The organism is Paenibacillus baimaensis (genome assembly GCF_025567575.1).
Window position 1 is genome coordinate 543,365 of sequence record NZ_JAOQIO010000007.1, and the last position, 18,612, is coordinate 561,976.

Annotated in this window: 17 protein-coding genes; all 17 read right to left on the reverse strand. The window is 45.4% G+C overall.

Annotated features, from left to right (window positions below; genetic code table 11):
- Positions 1-7: 7 nt before the first annotated feature.
- Complete coding sequence (locus OB236_RS04020; RefSeq protein WP_262682880.1) at positions 8-1,339, reverse strand: UDP-glucose dehydrogenase family protein; 1,332 nt, start codon at positions 1,337-1,339, stop codon at positions 8-10.
- Positions 1,340-1,343: 4 nt separating this feature from the next.
- Positions 1,344-2,444, reverse strand: a complete 1,101-nt coding sequence (locus tag OB236_RS04025; protein ID WP_076229628.1) for a glycosyltransferase — start codon at positions 2,442-2,444, stop codon at positions 1,344-1,346.
- A 29-nt stretch (positions 2,445-2,473) separates the two neighbouring features.
- Positions 2,474-3,616 (reverse strand): glycosyltransferase family 4 protein, encoded by a 1,143-nt coding sequence (locus OB236_RS04030; RefSeq protein WP_262682881.1) that lies wholly within the window; start codon positions 3,614-3,616, stop codon positions 2,474-2,476.
- A complete protein-coding gene (locus OB236_RS04035; RefSeq protein ID WP_262682882.1) occupies positions 3,594-4,850 on the reverse strand; it encodes a glycosyltransferase family 4 protein in 1,257 nt (418 codons plus the stop codon). Before OB236_RS04035 ends, OB236_RS04030 begins: the two co-directional genes overlap by 23 nt.
- Positions 4,837-5,673, reverse strand: coding sequence for a glycosyltransferase family 2 protein (locus OB236_RS04040; RefSeq protein ID WP_144026399.1), 837 nt, complete (start codon positions 5,671-5,673; stop codon positions 4,837-4,839). The genes OB236_RS04035 and OB236_RS04040 overlap by 14 nt, the downstream gene beginning before the upstream one ends.
- Before the next feature lie 16 nt (positions 5,674-5,689).
- Positions 5,690-7,078 carry a lipopolysaccharide biosynthesis protein gene (locus OB236_RS04045; RefSeq protein WP_262682883.1) on the reverse strand — a complete coding sequence of 463 codons (1,389 nt, stop codon included), beginning with the start codon at positions 7,076-7,078 and terminating at the stop codon, positions 5,690-5,692.
- Positions 7,041-8,525, reverse strand: a complete 1,485-nt coding sequence (locus OB236_RS04050; RefSeq protein WP_262682884.1) for an O-antigen ligase family protein — start codon at positions 8,523-8,525, stop codon at positions 7,041-7,043. The genes OB236_RS04045 and OB236_RS04050 overlap by 38 nt, the downstream gene beginning before the upstream one ends.
- On the reverse strand, positions 8,522-9,067 hold the full coding sequence (locus OB236_RS04055) for a VanZ family protein (RefSeq protein ID WP_262682885.1): 546 nt from the start codon (positions 9,065-9,067) through the stop codon (positions 8,522-8,524). Before OB236_RS04055 ends, OB236_RS04050 begins: the two co-directional genes overlap by 4 nt.
- Entirely contained in the window at positions 9,067-9,837 is a 771-nt protein-coding gene (locus OB236_RS04060) for a WecB/TagA/CpsF family glycosyltransferase (protein WP_076229381.1), read from the reverse strand. Before OB236_RS04060 ends, OB236_RS04055 begins: the two co-directional genes overlap by 1 nt.
- Positions 9,834-11,174 (reverse strand): O-antigen ligase family protein, encoded by a 1,341-nt coding sequence (locus tag OB236_RS04065; RefSeq protein WP_262682886.1) that lies wholly within the window; start codon positions 11,172-11,174, stop codon positions 9,834-9,836. The genes OB236_RS04060 and OB236_RS04065 overlap by 4 nt, the downstream gene beginning before the upstream one ends.
- Before the next feature lie 9 nt (positions 11,175-11,183).
- Complete coding sequence (locus OB236_RS04070; protein ID WP_262682887.1) at positions 11,184-12,119, reverse strand: glycosyltransferase; 936 nt, start codon at positions 12,117-12,119, stop codon at positions 11,184-11,186.
- Positions 12,120-12,149: 30 nt separating this feature from the next.
- Positions 12,150-12,845: a sugar transferase gene (locus OB236_RS04075; RefSeq protein WP_262682888.1), complete on the reverse strand. Its 696-nt coding sequence runs from the start codon at positions 12,843-12,845 to the stop codon at positions 12,150-12,152.
- Positions 12,814-13,752, reverse strand: coding sequence for a UTP--glucose-1-phosphate uridylyltransferase GalU (galU, locus tag OB236_RS04080; protein WP_076229377.1), 939 nt, complete (start codon positions 13,750-13,752; stop codon positions 12,814-12,816). Before galU ends, OB236_RS04075 begins: the two co-directional genes overlap by 32 nt.
- A 37-nt stretch (positions 13,753-13,789) precedes the next feature.
- A complete protein-coding gene (locus OB236_RS04085) occupies positions 13,790-14,425 on the reverse strand; it encodes a CpsD/CapB family tyrosine-protein kinase (protein ID WP_262682889.1) in 636 nt (211 codons plus the stop codon).
- The gene (locus tag OB236_RS04090) at positions 14,409-15,152 is read right to left on the reverse strand and encodes a YveK family protein (RefSeq protein ID WP_262682890.1); all 744 of its coding nucleotides are present in this window, start codon (positions 15,150-15,152) and stop codon (positions 14,409-14,411) included. Before OB236_RS04090 ends, OB236_RS04085 begins: the two co-directional genes overlap by 17 nt.
- A 444-nt stretch (positions 15,153-15,596) precedes the next feature.
- Positions 15,597-16,250 (reverse strand): response regulator, encoded by a 654-nt coding sequence (locus OB236_RS04095; protein ID WP_262682891.1) that lies wholly within the window; start codon positions 16,248-16,250, stop codon positions 15,597-15,599.
- 64 nt (positions 16,251-16,314) lie between these two features.
- A complete protein-coding gene (locus OB236_RS04100) occupies positions 16,315-17,844 on the reverse strand; it encodes a sensor histidine kinase (protein WP_262682892.1) in 1,530 nt (509 codons plus the stop codon).
- Positions 17,845-18,612: the final 768 nt, after the last annotated feature.

Sequence of the window (18,612 nt, forward strand, 5' to 3'; positions counted from 1 at the left end):
GTTAAGCCTATCCGACATGGACCTGAGAACGGAAAGCTGGTATAGGTTCAGGCCTTCCTATTGAATAATAATGAAGCCCTGCTCCTTCGATCTGCTCTTTACTGTACACATTTCTTCCATCAATAAGAATCGGTTGTTCCATCACATAGATTAACTGTGACAATGAAATCTCCTTGAATTCCTGCCAATCTGTCAGCAAGCACACGGCATCCGCATTTGCTGCAGCATCCAGCGCATTAGCGCACCACGTGATGGAAGGGTGGTCGAAGCTATCCTTGAATTTGCCCATGGCGACAGGATCATAGAGCTTAAGCCGTGCACCCAAGCCGATCAAAGCTTCAATAATTTCAATCGAAGGCGCTTCGCGGATGTCATCCGTGTTCGGTTTGAAAGATAAGCCCCATATCCCTATCACGGTGTTATTCAGTTGTCCGAGCGACTGCTTCAACTTCTCAATCACTTTGTATCTTTGCGCCTTATTGACTTCCACCACCGACTTTAAAAGTTGGAATTCATAATTAACATTACCCGCAATCTGGATTAATGCCTTGGTATCTTTAGGAAAGCATGATCCTCCGTAGCCGATTCCGGCATTCAAGAACGACGGGCCAATTCTGGGATCTTTCCCCATTCCTAGAGCGACCTCCGTTACATCAGCCCCCACCTTTTCACAAATATTTGATATTTCATTGATAAATGATATTTTCGTTGCCAGAAATGCATTGGAAGCATATTTGATCATTTCCGCGCTGCGAATATCCGTGACGAAGATCTGGTCCGTGAAGCTGCTGTGCAACTCCACCATGGTTGCTTCTAACTCCCGGTTATCCAGCCCGATCACAATCCGATCAGGATGAAGCGTGTCCTGTATAGCCGAGCCTTCCCGTAGAAACTCTGGTATGGAGACAATATCAAACGGTTGCTCCGTTTGCCCCGCTATGATCTGGCGTATTTTCTCATTCGTTCCAACGGGGACGGTGCTTTTCGTAGCGACGATTTTCCGGCCGTTCATGGCTCTACCTATTTCGCCTGCTGCTTGTTCAATATACTGCAAATTGGCTTCACCGCTTGGCAGGGAGGGAGTGCCTACCGCTATAATAATAAGCTCGGATTGCCGTACCGCTTCGATCAAGTTGGATGAAAACTTCAAACGTTCGGCTTGTACATTGCGCTCCATAAATGTTTCGATTCCTGGTTCGTAGATGGGGGAAGCTAGATTTTGCAAAGCCTCAATTTTATTTATATCCTGATCGACACAAGTAACGTGATTGCCCATTTCTGCAAAGCATATTCCCGAAACAAGTCCGACATAACCGGTTCCAATTACAGCGATATCCATTCTGTCACCGTCCCTCTCTGAATTTTTCATAAGCTTTACCTATATAATTTTTGAAATTCACCATGAATGCCTTCTCATCGAACTTCCGAGCGTGGTTGACGATTTGCTGTACATCCCAAGCGTGATTTTCGACTTCATTTATAGCAGCATCCAGATCATCGATTTCTTGACGTTTGAAGAAAATCCCGTTCAGCTTCGGCATGATGGTATCAAGTGCGCCTCCAGACTGATAAGCGATAACCGGCCTTCCTGCAGCATTGGCTTCAAGCGGCGTAATGCCAAAATCCTCCTCACCAGGAAAGATCAATGCTCGGCACTCGGCCATCAGCTTCGTAACGTCCCCATCCTCCAGCCTGCCGAGAAATTTCACATTACTTTTAGCCAACTGACGCAGCCGCCCAAGATCGGGCCCTTCTCCGACGATATACAAAGGAAGTCCATTGCGGCTGAACGTCTCCACGGCCAGATCAATCCGTTTATAGGACACAAGCCGGGAAACAATCAAATAATAGTTCCCAATTGTCGCAGAGCTGTGAAACCTCGATGTATTGATCGGAGGAAAAATAACGTCCGAGTCGCGGTTATAATAATTTTGAATCCTGTTTTTCACAACAGATGAATTGGCAACGAATTGATTTACGTTCTTTGACGTCCTTTGATCCCAAGTTTTAAGCTGCTGCATGTAGATCTTCAAAAGCTGCTTCAGCACATTGGATTTGGACTGTCTTTGCATGTAAGTATCATAGTCCCATGCAAACCGCATTGGCGTATGGCAGTAACAAAGATGGAAAGTCTCCTTCGGCACTTGAATACTTTTCATGAATGCGCTGCTGGAGCTGAGCACCATATCAAATTCACGGAAGTCGAAATCCCTAATCGCAAATGGGTAAAGGGGAAGCATTCCCTTGAAGTTATTTGCCCCTCCTGGCATTTTTTGAAGCCAGGATGCACGTATATCCGCATCCTTAAGTGCGTCAAGCAGCCCATTGCTGCTAAAAACCGTGGTGAAAATAGGCGCCTGCGGATACATATGATGAAAGACCTCTACGACTCTTTCGGCACCGCCCATTTGAATCAAATAATCATGCGCTATTGCTATTTTCATTTGATCCATCCTTTTTCCCCATGGTTTAGTTAAATATTGGAAATTAATCCTTCATAGTAGTTTGTGATTTGTGTAACGGTTCGTTCAATGACAAAATGCTCCTGCACACGTTTCCTGCCATTCTCACTCATTCTGCGTCTTTCTTCCGGATTCCCCAGCAGCTCACGGATCGAGCGGGCAAGCAGAGCGGGATCTCCAGGTGTGATAAGCAGTCCTGTTTCGCCGTGTACGACAGTTTCAGTGGGTCCACCCTCATTAGAGGCAATAACCGGCAGCCCTGCTGCCATCCCTTCCACGATCACTTGCCCGAAAGGTTCAGGTGTAATTGAGGTGTGGACGAGAAGGTCAGCCTGCTGCATCAATTCCTGAATATGCTCGACATGCCCGAGCAAGGTTACATTCGTTAGCCCGTATACTTCAATCTGACGAATAAGCTCCTCCTTATAAGCATCCTCTCCAAAAAGTGCATCGCCAGCGAGCCAGAACTGGACATGCTGGTCAGGCAAGAACGACCTGGCCGCCTCCAGTAAAATATGCTGGCCTTTCCATTCCGCAAGACGCCCAACGAGCAAAACAGTGAACTTTGGCTTCAGTACAGTTACGCTCGGTATTGGGTTGATAGCCTTGGCAAAGGAAGAATAGACGACCAGTGTTTTCTTCGATTTCGGCAGCTTCAAAGCATTAAGAGTAGAATTGGAATTGGCAATGACACCGTTAGGCAGTATACGTGACAACAACCGGATGGCCTTCGCTACAACTGGCTTCAAATAGGGCTCGCCGATGTGGTCCCTGATGTGCCAGATCAATGGAATTCCAGCTAATTTCGCAGCAACCGCACCGTAAAATGCTGATTTCAAGGAATTTGTATGAACGCAGACGACCTGCTCTTCCTTCAGAATCCGGGCAAGCCCCCTTCCGTAGGACAGTAATTGAAAGGCTGCGGAGACAATCTGCATATTGACGGCATTCCGGTTGCGGTTCCTGACTTTCTCATTCATGGTGATGACACGAACCTGGATTCCCTTTTCCCTCAGTCTGTCGGCCAGAACACCTTCCTCCGCCAAAATGACCAACGGTTCCACATGGCTGCCCAGATGGGTCAAAATATTATAAAGGGCAACCTCTCCGCCACTCCATCTGGCAGTATGATCAATGTACGCTACTCTTAACATCCGCATCATGCCTCCCTTTCCGTGTGCTCGGTGTCCATAAATTGCGATCCCGGCTGTCGGTGCTTCGATACTTGTCAAGTACTGTTTCAAAAACAGCTTCCACCTGGTTCGTTACATGCTCCCACGTATAGTTGTCCAGAATGTGATTCCTGCATTGTTCAGCGGTAGGCCAATGCTGCTTATGCTTCAGTAAACGAATAATCCCTTCTGCGATATCGCTGCTCTTCTCGCTCTTGAACAGCATTTCGGGGCGGAACTTCTCTAATATTTCCCGACTACCCCCAACAGGCGTTGCTGTAACGGGAAGTCCTGAGGCCATGGCTTCCACGGTAATCAATCCGAAGCCTTCCAACGATTGGGTAGGAACTACGAACAAATCAGCGGCCTGATAATATCTGGGAAGATCGCTGTCAGGGATGTAACCAAGCAATCGAACTTTGCCTTCGAGACCATACTGCGCGATTCGGCTTTCCAATTGCTCCTTTAGTGGTCCCCTCCCTCCTATCAAAAGCACAGTATCAGGAAAGTGCTGGACAACTTCCTTCCACGCATCGAGCAATTGCAGCAAGCCCATTCGATTAACAAGCCTTCTTACTGTCAGCACCGTTGTGCCATCTTCTGCTAAGTCAAGACTTCTCCGGACCTCCCTTCGGTCCTCGGACGGCTGAAACCGCCGTATATCAGCCGCACCGGCAATTATGAATATCTTGTCAAATGGAATCCCATATTGATGGTGCAAAACGTCACGGAAGGTTTCACTCAATACGATGAAAGCATCCGCAAGCCTATAGGCCTTCATTTCCATCGACTTGGCGATCCATGCTTTGATACGGTGCGTTAGGCCCCCCCCTTCAGCACGTATTTCCTCGCTCCATGGACCGTGAAACGCCATAACTACCGGAATATTTCGCTTCCTGGCTTCTTCGGCGGCCCCCACGCCATATGGTGCAAAATGCGAATACAGGATGTCAATCTCCTGCTCATCCATCAGCTTGGCTGCATACGTGCGGAACATGCTCCGCCTCTTCCCGAGTTTCATATCAGGATCAGTTATGCTGGTAACGCGCATTCCCTCTCTAACCTTTGGGTTATCCTTGCTACATACCAGAGCATGCAGCTTACTCCGGTCTGAAAGATTTTCGCAGATATTCTTAAAGTAGGTATTCAATCCACCCGCCTGGGAAGACGGCCAGCCCATCCCGATAGACAGAATTTGCAGCTTATTGGATGGCATATTTCTTTCCCTCCTTTAGCGGTTCTTCTTCATGTCGATGTTTCACCTTGCTGTGAACAAGAGCACTTTCATAGTGCTTTAAGCAAACCAGAAACTCGTACATCGCCCAGAATATAGCAACGGCAAGACCGGGGACACCTTTTTTGTACAATCCCTGAATCACATATTTTTGTATAAAACGCGCCGGAGGACGGTACAGCAATCGAATCCATCTAAACGGCTTCCCCGCAATAACGGCCTCCTCCGCCTCTAAATCGGTATATTTGTTAAACCTGGCAACATGATCGTTAATGCTGCGGAAACCGTAGTGCCATAATGTCCCTTGTAAATTCATAACCTGTGTATTCGATACATCCGGTATTTCATGAACCAGGCTGTCTTTATATTGAACGTTGTTTCGATTATATAAACGAACCAGACGTTCTCCCTTCCCCATCCAACGACCCAAAAAATCTCCGATTCGAAAGACAGCATAAGCTATTTTCCCATCCGATAAATCTCTCTTTCTCTCCAGAATGGACTTGGCTAAAAGCTCGCTCACCACCTCATCGGTATCGATGACGAATATCCAATCATGTGATGCCCGTTCGCTCCCATAAATACGCTGCTTGGCATAACCAGGCCAAAGATTCTGATATACCTTGCAGCCTAATTGCTCGGAGACTCGAATGGTACCGTCCTTGCTCCCTCCGTCAACCACGACGATCTCATCAGCGAAAGCTTTGCAGGAAGCTATAGCGCCGGCAATCCTTGATTCATCATCCTGGGCAATAATGACCGCAGATATGAGATACTTCCCTGCAGAAGCACAATGGTCGATCATCGGATTTACACCTCCTTTATTCCCTTGATTCAGCAGACTTGTTCGCTTTATACGCAGATAACGCTGATAGTAACCAACGTACATCTTCCCTGGTAATCAGAAGCCACGGGATCTTCATCTTCAAGGTAAATCGTACGTTGATTAGAATGAACAGAAATCGGATACATACGGACGACAGCATCGCAATCCCTGCGCCGGTAAGTCCAAGCTTTGGAACGAGCAGCATCAGCATCGGAATGACGAGCAGCAGTCCAAGCCCCTGAAGAATCGTGACCACCTTCGGTTTACCAAGCGCCATGAAAGCTTGAGCCAGAACCATCGTTCCACCGGATATGGAAACCTCAAGTAGAAGCAGCCTGAACACGCCGAGCGCCTCCCTAAATTCATTACCATACAGCAGGGTCAGGACATAAGGCGCAATGACCATAATGGCTGCCGATACCATGATGGCGATACAGGTACTAATGCGAAATACACGGAAGGTCAACTGTACCACTTCATCCTTCGGTAAGCCGGATGCTTTGGGAAACAGCACCGCGATAATCGAAGTGGAGAAGACGTTGACCACCCGCGAGAGGCTGACTGCAACCGCGTAAAGCCCCAATTGCGCTGGGTTCAATAGCCCAACTATGACAATCTGATCAATATAATAAGAAAGATTACCCATTAAATCGTTACCGTAAGAGCCAATCCCATAACTAATTAACTGCTTGAAGGTTTGAAAAACATCCTTCAAGATGATTTGATAGGCTTGAATTAAACGCAGTGTCGTCCATATATAGAAAGGAACCGCCGGAGCCAAATACGCGACTGCCGATGTATAAGCATGCATAGTTCCCGACAAGATCAGAACACCCAAGCAGGCTAGCGTACTTAATGGAATCAGAAACCGCAGCCGGTTGTACAGCTTGTATTCTCCCCTCACCTGCATCATCGCATTGTTGATTTGAGAGAGAACGATCAAGGGAACAAAGAGCATCGACCATTGTGAGAACAGCACGACATTATGGGAGTAAGAATTGAGCCAATAGGGCAGAAAGATAATTCCCGCAGCCATGGCTATAGTCCCCGCAGCTAGCCCCATCCACAATGCAGTCGTATAAAGCTTGGCAGCATCCTGTATGTTCTTTTTGACGTTATAAATTAATGCTGAAGGAATACCGAAAGTAAAGCTGAAGGCGAGAAACTGTGACCATAACACCATGGCCGTCTGCTCGCCTCGTCCAGACGGTCCCAAAAAGCGTGCGGTTAAAATACCCGTAAGCATATTAATTCCTAGTATCAAAATACTGAAGAGCATCGTTCTGATTGTATTAGCCATATTACTCTTACTGGACAATAGTGCTTTAAGTAAACCGAATATCGGCCTAATCCGGACTAACTTTAAGTTGATCTGCTGCTGCATCCGGGCTTCGCCTCCTTCCCTGTGTTATGGCTTTATGCGCCACGATCCCTATACCCACCATCTTCCACAGCAGAAAGCCCCTCAAACCCGTATAGCCATTCTCAAACATCAAGCTCGCTATGCTGCCTATTATGGAGGCAACCGCCATACTTCTATATGATAAAAATCCAGCCATTCCCTCACTTCGTGTAATTAGATATTTGACCATCAGTGTCAGCCCTCGAAAGAATAGAAACCCTCCAATAATACCGAATGTAAGAAAGACAGCGACGAACCCATTATCGAATATGCCAAATTCACCAAGCGCGCCCCCATTGTCCAATTTCGTTCCGACTCCTATACTTCCGAGTCCTAATCCTTGCGGTTGGCTGAGCATCATAGGGAAAACCGTATGAAAAAAATCCAATCGTTCGTTGTAGGAATGGTCGTCCTGGATGGCCGTCATCGTTTCCAGCCTGGCGATAAGCACCTGAGCACCTGGCAGTTTCGGGATAATCCAGTACATAGCGGTCACTGCCACCCCTATTTGAGTGAGCAGCTTCCATTTATGCGTTCCCGATGAGAGCATCGTATAAACAGCAATATCGATGAATAGCAGCAGCCATGCCGAGCGAACAAGCGTGATGAGTAAGCCTACGGCTACCAGCAGGATACCTATCCAACCCAAGGCTCCGCGCCATCGTTTCTCCAGAATCATCGGTGCAAGCGCAGTTCCCATAAACATACCGGCAGGTCCCGGTGAATTAAGAGTGGAAAATACACGTATTTCCAGCGGATAGGGCCTGCCTATCGAGCTCATTTCCACATGATTCATCCAAAAAGCATCCCATGGCGGTACAGTCATATACTGGATAATTCCGTAAACCGCAACCAGAATCGCTATATTGGAGAAGGTGATAAGCAGTCGGTCCAAATCTTTTTTTTCAAATGGAGCAACGGCAAAGTACGGAATTAACAGCATCGGAATCAGGTAGTTGACCAAATCGTAAAGGGTACCCGTCCCGTTCTTGGTAAGACCGATTACACATCCGTAGAGCAAAGCCAAAGACAGGAATAAAAGCACTTTGCGAATGGGTGAGTCGATTTTGTGTACATTGGCCAGAACCGGAATAATGAGAACAGCGCTTGTAAGAAGCGGTGCCAGACTTAACATCGAAACGGAATGATAGGAGCCTTCAAGCCAATCCTCGATTCTTCTAATCTCAGGGCATATGGCCCAGACAAGCAAAATATAAGGGACAATCTTGCGTGATTCAAGCAATGCCATAACGAAGGCCGGGAACAAAATCACTGACAAGATTGCAATCTCTGTACTGATGGCATGACTCATGTTTGCGCTGGAAAAGCCAATAATGATAGAAACAAGCAATGCAGCACATACCCATAAACCAACGACAGCCGCATTATTCATGAAGGGATATGAATACAGCTCTTTTATCGTTCTCATAAGCCCTCCGTCTTGTACGTATTGACAAGTCTTCTCTTCTTCCATAATGCAAGCAAGCCGTATACCAGTATGCCGATCAACACACCTGCCGTATCAAGAACAATATCCTGCGGTCTGGGCCCGCGATCGATCGCGTACAACTGGTGAAATTCGTCCGTCACAGCAAAACAGACCGATAGTAAGACAGTAATGATCATGGCATTGGGAAGGCGAAGCTTTGTCGTATACCGGATACCTCTAAGCAAGCTTATGCTCAGCAGGAAATATTCGATGACATGGGCAAGTTTACGGATCATAAACTCAAGTACTCCACCCGGTCCGTCTTTATTGCCATCAATCGTTAGTGTGCCGTATTGGATCTTGATGTTAGATAAATAATCGCTCAAGATGGTACTATGCACCACATACGTTAGCTGCGTCTTGATCGTCTGCTGCTCGTAGGATTGGGAGGAAAGGACGAATATGACAGCCATCACGATAAGGGCAGGAACCCAAATAGTAGTCATCTTCCGGGTATTCCAGCCGAATGATTCATCATTCATTACGCTCCCCTCCGTTTCAGCTTGAATTGCTTCCTGAACTCCTTCCATACCATAACGATAAACATAGAATCATCGACCAAATAACGTTTCCACAGTCTTTTTGGTTCCTGCACGAGTCTCCAAAACCATTCAAATCCTGTTTTTTGCATAATATCGGGAGCTCTTTTGACCGAGCCAGAAATGAAGTCAAAGGTAGCCCCAACTCCAATAGAAACCGGAACCTGATAATTCAAGTAGTGCTGGTATATCCATTTCTCCTGCTTAGGAGCGCCTACGCCAACAAATACAATATCCGGCTTCGCCTCAATCAACATCTGTACGATATGCCGGTTCTCCTCTTCTTTGTTCTCAAAGCCGTATGAAGGCGAATAACAGCCGACGATATTCATACCTGGAAATAAGGATTTAAGGTTTCTCATCGCTTGTTCTGGAATTCCAGCTGCCGATCCCAGGAAAAACAAGCGGTATTGCCTATCTTCAAAAGCTTCTCCCAGTTTTTCAAACAGATCGGCACCGGATACTTTCTGCTTCAACGGCTTCTTTAGCACCTTCGAGGCCCATATAATCGGCATTCCGTCCGCGACAATCGCTCCGGCGTTTGAATATACCTTTTGAAATTCGGTATCCTTTCTAAGCTTGATCAAATGATCGACATTGCAGGTTAAAATGTAGGAATGTTTGTTTTGGCGAATTACTTCATCAATGAATCCCAGCAGATCCATAAAATCATAATTATCAAAATTGACATTAAACATATTCACTCTACTCATGGGATCACATCTTCTTTTTTGGGGATTATCCTGGATAGCAGATACAGGCAATTCAAGTACCAACAGAACGGAATAATGAATTGAACGGTCGACAATGTATTATCCGAAAAGGAATACAGGAAGAACCCGAATATAAATGCCAAATAGTAAACCTTTATGCTGGGAGCTAGAGTCCGGTAAATCAAAGCAAATACGATCAGCAGAGACAGAAATAGTAGTCCGCATCCGATGTAGCCGGAATCGTAGTAGAAGCGAATATATTCATTATGCGGAACGACAAATCCCTTATATAAGCTTCCGTCATTTGCAACCGTAACGGAGCCAAGCCCTCTGCCTGCCATCGGAGAATCCTCCACTCCTTTCAGGAAGAATGCCCAGGCCTCGGTTCTGCCAGATAAGTCAATTCCTGTACCTGTTTGACGTTCAAAGGAACGCTTCGTCATATTGTCCCACTGCACATACACAGCTGCCGCAAGCAAGGCTACGGAACAAACAAGCGGAATAATCAGCATAACCTTGCCTTTGACATATTGTCTGACGACATCAAAGAAGTAATACGCAACCATAGCCAGCATGGCTAGTATCGGACCGCGCGTTCCTGTTGCAATTAGCACTGCAAAATTAGCGGCTAACGTAAAATAAAAAAACGTCGCTTTATCCGGATTGCGTTTCGTTTCAATCAGAGCAATCGTAATTCCCAAAAAAGCCAGCATCGCCAAGTGCGGTGCAATATTCGCTCCCTGCACCCTGACAGCTCCTGTGAACTCGACATCAAGGAAAGAATACAGATGTGCGAGCTGAAGGACGAGTCCTGCTGCAACGCTTACCAGAGGAAGCAGGCAGATGATTTGAATATGCCGCTGCGCCATCTCCTTCTTCCACTGGATCAATAGAAAGACGAACGGCAGCGCGAGTCCGATAAAAGCTTTCAGCGATAAAGAAGCGCTTAGTCTCGGGTGCCATTCCGAGAAAAAAAAAGTTAGAAACAGCATGGCGGCAAACGCAAGAATGGGATACACAAATTTCAAGCGAATACCGTTTTGAAGCATACAAGGGATAAGCAGCACCAGGATCCCAAGCTTATACAACGAGATAATTTCAATACCGAACACATCAGCATCAATGATATAATTGACTGATATGGCCGTAGACAGCAGTACCGGATAGCTAATTCGTGCCGGGTTATGAACGGTAACAGCCAGCAGGAGAAGGAGAGCTACTCCAAAGATACTTAAGACGGGCTGGTAAACCGCTGCGATTCCAGTTATCCATGCAGTGGATACATAGGCAGCTGTGACATATACCGGCTTTTTCAAATGTAGATGAAGGTCCGTCATAGGCAACCCTCACCTGACCAGCGGCGTATTTCCGCGTCTCCTTAGCATATCGAGAGTACCGCGTATACTTTCCAGCCTGCATTTGATCAACAACCTGCTACCTTCATTGCGGGCGAATAGAGAAGCAGCGATAATGTAGAGCATTTTACCTGCCAGCGTACCGAGAAGGCTAACCTTACTCCCAAAGCCACTATGCATACATGCATTTGAAATCCCTTGATAATAGTACCTTTGTTGAATCCATTCCCGGGTCAACCGGCTGGCAGGGATAAAATGAACGACAGCCATCCCCGGATGATAAAGGATCGTTTTGCCTTCTTTTTTCATTTTATCGAATATCCAGGATTCCTCGCCTGACAGCAGCATGCTTCCTTTTCGGCCAAGATTCGTTGGGAATAAATGGTTTTCGAAAAAAGAACAGCGGATTGCCATATTGGCTCCATACGGATGACGTTTCGGCGGGTACTCCCTCACTGCGCTGCCCATATCCACAATCGTATACGGTAATTCAAGCGATTTAATCAACCAGTCAGGGCGGTCGCTTTCAAAGTTAGGGCGAATAATGCCTCCAACCGCATAAACGTCCTGCCTGCTTTCGAATACGGTAATAATCGTGCTGATCCATTCGGAGCAGGGGATAGCGTCATCATCCAGAAATGCGATAATAGGTCCGTTCGCCGCCTGAATCCCTTTATTTCGCGCTGCAGACAGTCCTTGACTGGGCTCGAAGTAATAACCCACCACAACATTACCCGTATTGCGCTTCATATATGACTCCGCAACGCTGCGTGTATGGTCGGTGGAATTATTGTCCACAATAATCACCTCAGCCCTATCGAGACTGGACAAGCCCTGCAGGGAGTCTAAGGTTACACGCAGCAAATCGGCCCGATTATATGTGCATATAACGATGGAGACATGCGGCTGTTGGTTATTAGGCACCATGGATTTGCTCCCCTCCCTGTCTTTTACTGATTAAAAGGCATCTTTAGAGCCCAGTAGTACAAATACGGTTTTAAATATAATTTTCATATCGAATCCTATACTGCGTTTTTTGATATAGTTCAAATCCAGCTCGACCATTTGCTTGAAGCTTACGCTGCTTCTTCCGCTTACTTGCCAGAGGCCTGTGCAGCCTGGCGTTACTGCCAGCCTTTTTTTATCGTAATTCGTGTATTCTTGCACTTCGCTCGGAAGTGCAGGACGCGGTCCGACCAAGCTCATATCGCCTATCAATACATTCCATAATTGGGGAAGCTCATCGATGCTCGTTTTGCGTAAAAACCTGCCTGCACGAGTGACTCTCGGGTCGTTTTTCATCTTGAACATCGCACCGCTGACTTCATTCTGAGCCTTCAATTGCTCCTTTAATTGTTCAGCATTGGACACCATGGATCTGAATTTATACATTGGAAACTGTACCTCGTCCTTACCGACCCGATTTTGCTTAAAGAAAATTTTTCCCTTCGGGTCCTCTATCTTGATCCATGCAGCTACAAGGACCAATAAGGGGAGCAGGAACATGATTCCGCATAAGGATAAGCTTATATCCAGCATACGTTTCATAAACAGATATGCCGCGTAGCTCTTCTCCTTGTGGGCTACATTGCCATAATATCTCTTGTGCGGTACAGCATAATCATAATCCTCCCGCAGTTCTCGCAAACCCATTGTCCCTACCTCCTTTAAGATCCAGTATGGACGGATACTGTTCTGTGATGAGCATGGAAGCCATGGCATCCAACACCGGGTGACGAAGATCCTTACTTTGCAGAGCAAAGCTTAGTGTGGTGAGAATATAACCGAGTCGTTCGCCTACATCAAAACGAATTCCGTCAAATTGATAGGCGAGCACCTGCTCGATTTGATTCAGCTTTTGAATGGCGTCCGTTAATTGAATTTCTCCGCCTGCCCCCTGCTCTTGAAGCTCCAAAAACTCAAAGATTTTGGGAGAAAATACGTAACGGCCCATAATCGCCAAATTGGAGGGAGCCGTTCCAGGCTCAGGCTTTTCCACAAAGTCATTCACCTGATACAACCGATCCTGCTGTCTACCGGGATTAATAATACCGTATCGGTGGGTCATATCTGATGGTACTTTCTGAACACCTATAACTGAATTTTCGGAGCTCTCATATTGGTCAATAAGCTGTTTCAAGCAAGGAACCTTGCTAGTGACGATATCATCACCAAGCAGTACACCGAACGGCTCATTCCCAATGAATCTCCTTGCGCACCAGACTGCATGTCCCAAACCTTTCGGCTCCTTCTGCCGGATGTAATGGATTTCCACTTTGGCGGAACGCTGTATTTCCCTCAACATTTCCAGCTTGCCGGTTTCGAGCAGCTTGCTCTCCAACTCAAAAGCGTTGTCGAAATGGTCCTCAATCGCTCGTTTCCCTTTACCAGTCACAATAATAATATCTTCGATCCCAGACTCAATTGCTTCTTCCACGATATACTGGATAGTTGGCTTGTTGATGATCGGAAGCATTTCTTTGGGCATTGCCTTCGTAGCGGGCAAGAACCGTGTTCCTAATCCTGCTGCAGGAATAATTGCTTTCTTCACTTTTTTCATCTCTCTTATCCTCCTATCGATTTGTGGAAGTTCACTCTTATTTGTTTATGATCATACCCAGCATCCTGGCTCCTGACTGTTCAAGCCTTTCCTTGGCTTGTTTGGCCCACTCACGTTTAGTCCTGTCTTGTTTGACAACCAGCATGATACCGTCGCTGTACTCTGCCAGCAGCCCGGCATCTGTAAAATCCAATACGGACGGCGAGTCCAGAAGAACCACATCGTATTGCTGTTTTAAATGTTCCAACAGCTCCGCCATTCTTGGGGAACCCAGCAGCTCCGAAGGGTTAGGTGGCTGCCCTCCTGACGTAATCAGATGCAGATTGGGAAGGGCGGCCTTGGAGGTGCAGCCTTGAACAGGAGAAGCCGACTTTAGATATTGGGCAAGTCCAGCATCATTGGGCATCCCGTATATCGCGTGTAAAGAAGGCTGGCGTAAATTACAATCGACGACAATGACCTTCTGACCGTCCTGTGCAAAGGTGACGGCAAGATTGGATAAGGTGGTCGTCTTACCTTCCTGTGCTTTAGGAGATGCAATCATGAGGACGATTCCCTCACCCGACTTTTTAAGTCTCTTGTGCCTAATTGAAGTACGTAAAGACCGATAAGATTCGGCAACGGCAGAGTTTGGATCAGTCTCAGCGACAAGTACATTACTTAACAGTGACATAAGTTTGATCACTCACCTCTTCGCTCATGTTTTTAGATCGTTTTCGTTTGTTGGTTTTCTTTATCGTTCCAATCGTTGCAAGAACCGGCAAACCTACATAATGCTCAGCTTCTTTTTCGGAACGAAGGGTGTCATTTATATTTTCCAGGAAGAATACCACACCGAGAGCCGCCATCGCAGAAAGAATGAAACTGACGGCGAGATTCATCGCGATACTGGCATTTTCCGGAGCAGGCAGTTTACCCAGATTAGCGGGAGAAAGAATCTTGACATTGTTCACATTCATTAAGCTTGGTACTTCGTCTATAAAGGTTTGTGCTATTTCGTTGGCAATCAAACCCGCCTTACCATAATTGCTGTCTTCCACTTCAATTTTGATGAGATTCGTTTTATCGACGGAGCTTACTTTCAGTTTCTTGTCCAATTGCTCTCTTGTCAGCTGCAGTTCAGGGTGGTTAGCAATTAACGTTTCAGTAATCGTGTTTGATTTAATGATCTCCTTGTAGCTTTCGATCAGATTTAGGTTCATGTTGACATCATTAAGGCTGATAGATTCAGAGTCCTTCATGACACTGTTGACCAGCAGTTGGTTAGTTGCAACATACACAGGCTGGACGAACGTCTTACTGACGTAGTAAGTCATTACACAAGAGAGCAGAACAAACAGTGCAATCAACCATAGTTTTTTTCGAACTATGATGAAGTAATCAAGTATCGTTTTCTCCATGTCATCCTCCCGAATCATAACTATCCATTATTTTTGTTCAAAATCGAGAATTCTGCTTATAGATAAATCTTATAGTAACTCTGAGACTTTGGGTATTACCCGATGTTATGATTTTTGCAAGCATTTTGTGCAGGGTCGCCCCCCTCTATTTAATATCTGAAAAGTATACTTTTGTACCAGATGAGCATCGGCAGCATGGAGGTGCTGCGAAAGCAGACCCTTCTTCCAATTGCTGTTGCAACTGGAGTATAGCAAATAAGAAAACCTCTATCGAGGCCTTTCAAAGATGAGCGACCGCGGTTCAGAGGTAGGTTTTCTTGAAACATAAGAATCCTTCAGCTCCGCTGAAAACTTATAAATTCTTATGTTATCAAAAAACCTCCCAACAGGACTTAGCCTGTAGGAGGTAGGTTAGGGTGCACCCAAATCTTATGAGAAATAGTATTACTGGAAATTTTGATGCATGGAGCCTGTAGTGTCCATAGAAAAGTTAACAAGTCCTCTGGAATGTGCGTACAAAGCAGCCTGAGTGCGGTCGTTCAAGTTCAATTTACTTAGGATTTGGCTTACGTGTTTTTTAACGGTAAATTCTGTGACTATCAGTTTATCCGCTATGCCGTTGTTAGATAACCCTTCTCCGAGGCCAATGAGAACTTCACGCTCTTTGGGAGTTAGTTTATGCAAGTCATTGTCGTCATCTTTTTTGAACAAAATCTCCATCAGACCTGGGTCATAATATTTCTTGCCTTTGAAAATAAGCTTAATAGCCAATAACAGTTCTTCAGGAAGCGCTTCTTTCAGCACATACCCTTCCGCACCAGCAGCCTCGGCCCTTCTAACGTCCACCTCCATCATCGAAGAAGTCAGAATCATGCAACGGCAGGATGAATCCTTTAACTGCTCAACAACCTCAAATCCTGATCGGTTGCCCAGCTTAATATCCACAATAGCCAAGTCAGGCTTGGTTTCCTCGATCAACTCCATCGCTTCTTCAACCATTTCAGATTCTCCCATAATTTCGATATCGTGTTCAAGAGTCAGTACCGCCGACAATCCTCTTCTTACCAACGGATGATCATCTACAATAACAATCTTCATACTCATGCACCTACTTTCGCATATTGGAAAATCTGTTGGTCTTTATACGCAGCCTCAACTTCATTCAATTTCTTTTTTCGTAATAATCGATAGGCATTATGACTAGGATTTGAGTACCCATTCCTTGGTTGCTGCTAATTTCAATAGTTCCGCCTAATGACTGCACAAGAAACTTCATGTTACTGACTCCAAGCCCGTTAAGCTTCGGATCGGATAGTCGCCCAAATACATCAAAGCCATCTCCGTTATCATTCACAACCAATTTGGCTTCACCCGTCGCTAGAATCAACTCTACTTCAATGGAACTGCTGTATCCGTGCCGAATGGCATTACCGGCCGCTTCGGAAATAATCCTGAATAAGGCCTTCTGATGATTAACAGGCAGACGATGCTCGTCCCCTGTTACCTTCATGCGGATTTCTACCGTATGCAGCTTGGACAAGCTATCCAGATGGGATGTGACCGTACTAACCCAAAAGGAACTACCGTTTTTTCTGGAGCTTAGACTGTAAATGGACGAGCGAAGTTCTTGTGAAGCGATATTGGATGATTCCAGAATGAGCTGTAGCTGCTCCTTCAATTGCTTTTCCGGGATGTTGGGCCATTGTCGAATTAAAGAATGTGTGGCATACACAATACCGAACATATGCTGTGATACGCTATCATGCATTTCAGCAGCGATCCTGTTCTGTTCCTCAATAATGATCAATTGATTCTCGATGCGCTCAAGCTGATGCCTTTCGAGAACGATGGCACATAGCTCAGATAGGAAATAAAGCTGCTGAACGAACCAGTGTTTCCCTTCCTCCTGAGAATAAGCTTCCATCTTGATACCGAGCACTCCCCAGAATCTTGTCGTAGATTTGACCGGCATAATCAGATATTCACCGTGAAAAAACAGGTTGACTAACGATGGGCTATCCTGGCTTTGAAACTCCTTCAATCTCGATTCCATTGCGAAACCTATCGACGCCTCGACTTCACTGCCTGTGGTTCCGTGGACAATTAATCTCTCATCATCTTCATTGGCGTTTGAATCCCAAAAAAAAGCCATTTTCTGGTCGGTCAACCTTAACGCAAACTCAGTAAATATCTTTCTTAAGTTGCCTGATTCGCTTTGGGCTGCTGCTTCTACGATTTGATATAGCGACTTGATATGCCATAACGTCTCGTTGGTCCGTGTATTCGCCCTCTCCAGCTTGTTCTTCACATCGGTTAATACATGAATGAAAAAGGTCATGTGCAGGAGCATCAAGTAAAAGTAGCTGTTGTCCAATAAAAAGGTCCCAATCGATTCATAGTCGCCACCAGATATGTAATAAAAGAATGATGTAGCAAGCAGCAAGTACCCCATCAGCAATAAACAGCCATAAGCAGCAGAGATATAGCTGGCCGCGATTAACGATGGATTCATGACGCACCATAGAAATGGGCTGTCGATTCCGCCTGTGAATAGCAGTTGAAGAAGCATCCCCACCATTTCCAGACATAGAATTGACTTGAACATCCATGAGGATTTCTCGATCCTTTTGTAAATATCCGTAATCCCTTTTGCAAAAATAAACAACGCCAAAATCATACTCAACTTAAACATGAATGGCGGATCTCTGTCCCCTAATAAATAAATCAGAGAGGTAAGTAAGAGTGAACAGTACCGAAAGAAATAAATTGAGCGGTCCTCTTTGACCGCAATTGCTTTCACCAGCATCACCATCCCTTGTGTCCTGTTTGCTAACATTTGCTTTGTATCAATTACACAAATACTAAGAACATTGGGCGATCTGATGAATTTGTTAAATCTCCCCTTTCTAACTATTCATTGCAACACTTATGTAGAGACTTCAATGATAGTTACCCAAAAACCAGTTTTTGAAACACATAAAATGACAAAAATGAACAACCAGATTTTAACTATAAACTCTTATACAATTCGCATTTTCGATTATTTTTTGTGTCCTTTATCACAAAAATGAGTCTTTTTTGGGTGACTAGCCCTACATTTTCAGAAAATGTGTACCTAATATTTACCATTGGTCATGTACCGTTAACTTTTTTTCAGGATCATTCAGCCTCTTTCCAAAACATGCAGTACTATTTGCTCTCCTACCAAAGTCTGACTTTTTCCTATCTGTTTTCGATAAAAATATTTATAAAAAGACAAAAAAACCTCAAAAGAGTTGTTGACTCTGCCTGGGGATGACACTTTAACTAACATTCAGTATAAGATATTATGCCAATGGGGATCGAGCCAATTCTCTCCAGATCGTAATGAGGCAAGCTTTCTTCGAGAGAGAGTTTGTCTTCTTTTTTTATCCGTGAGGACATCGAAAGTATACCCGAATTCGACTATTTGCTACTTTCG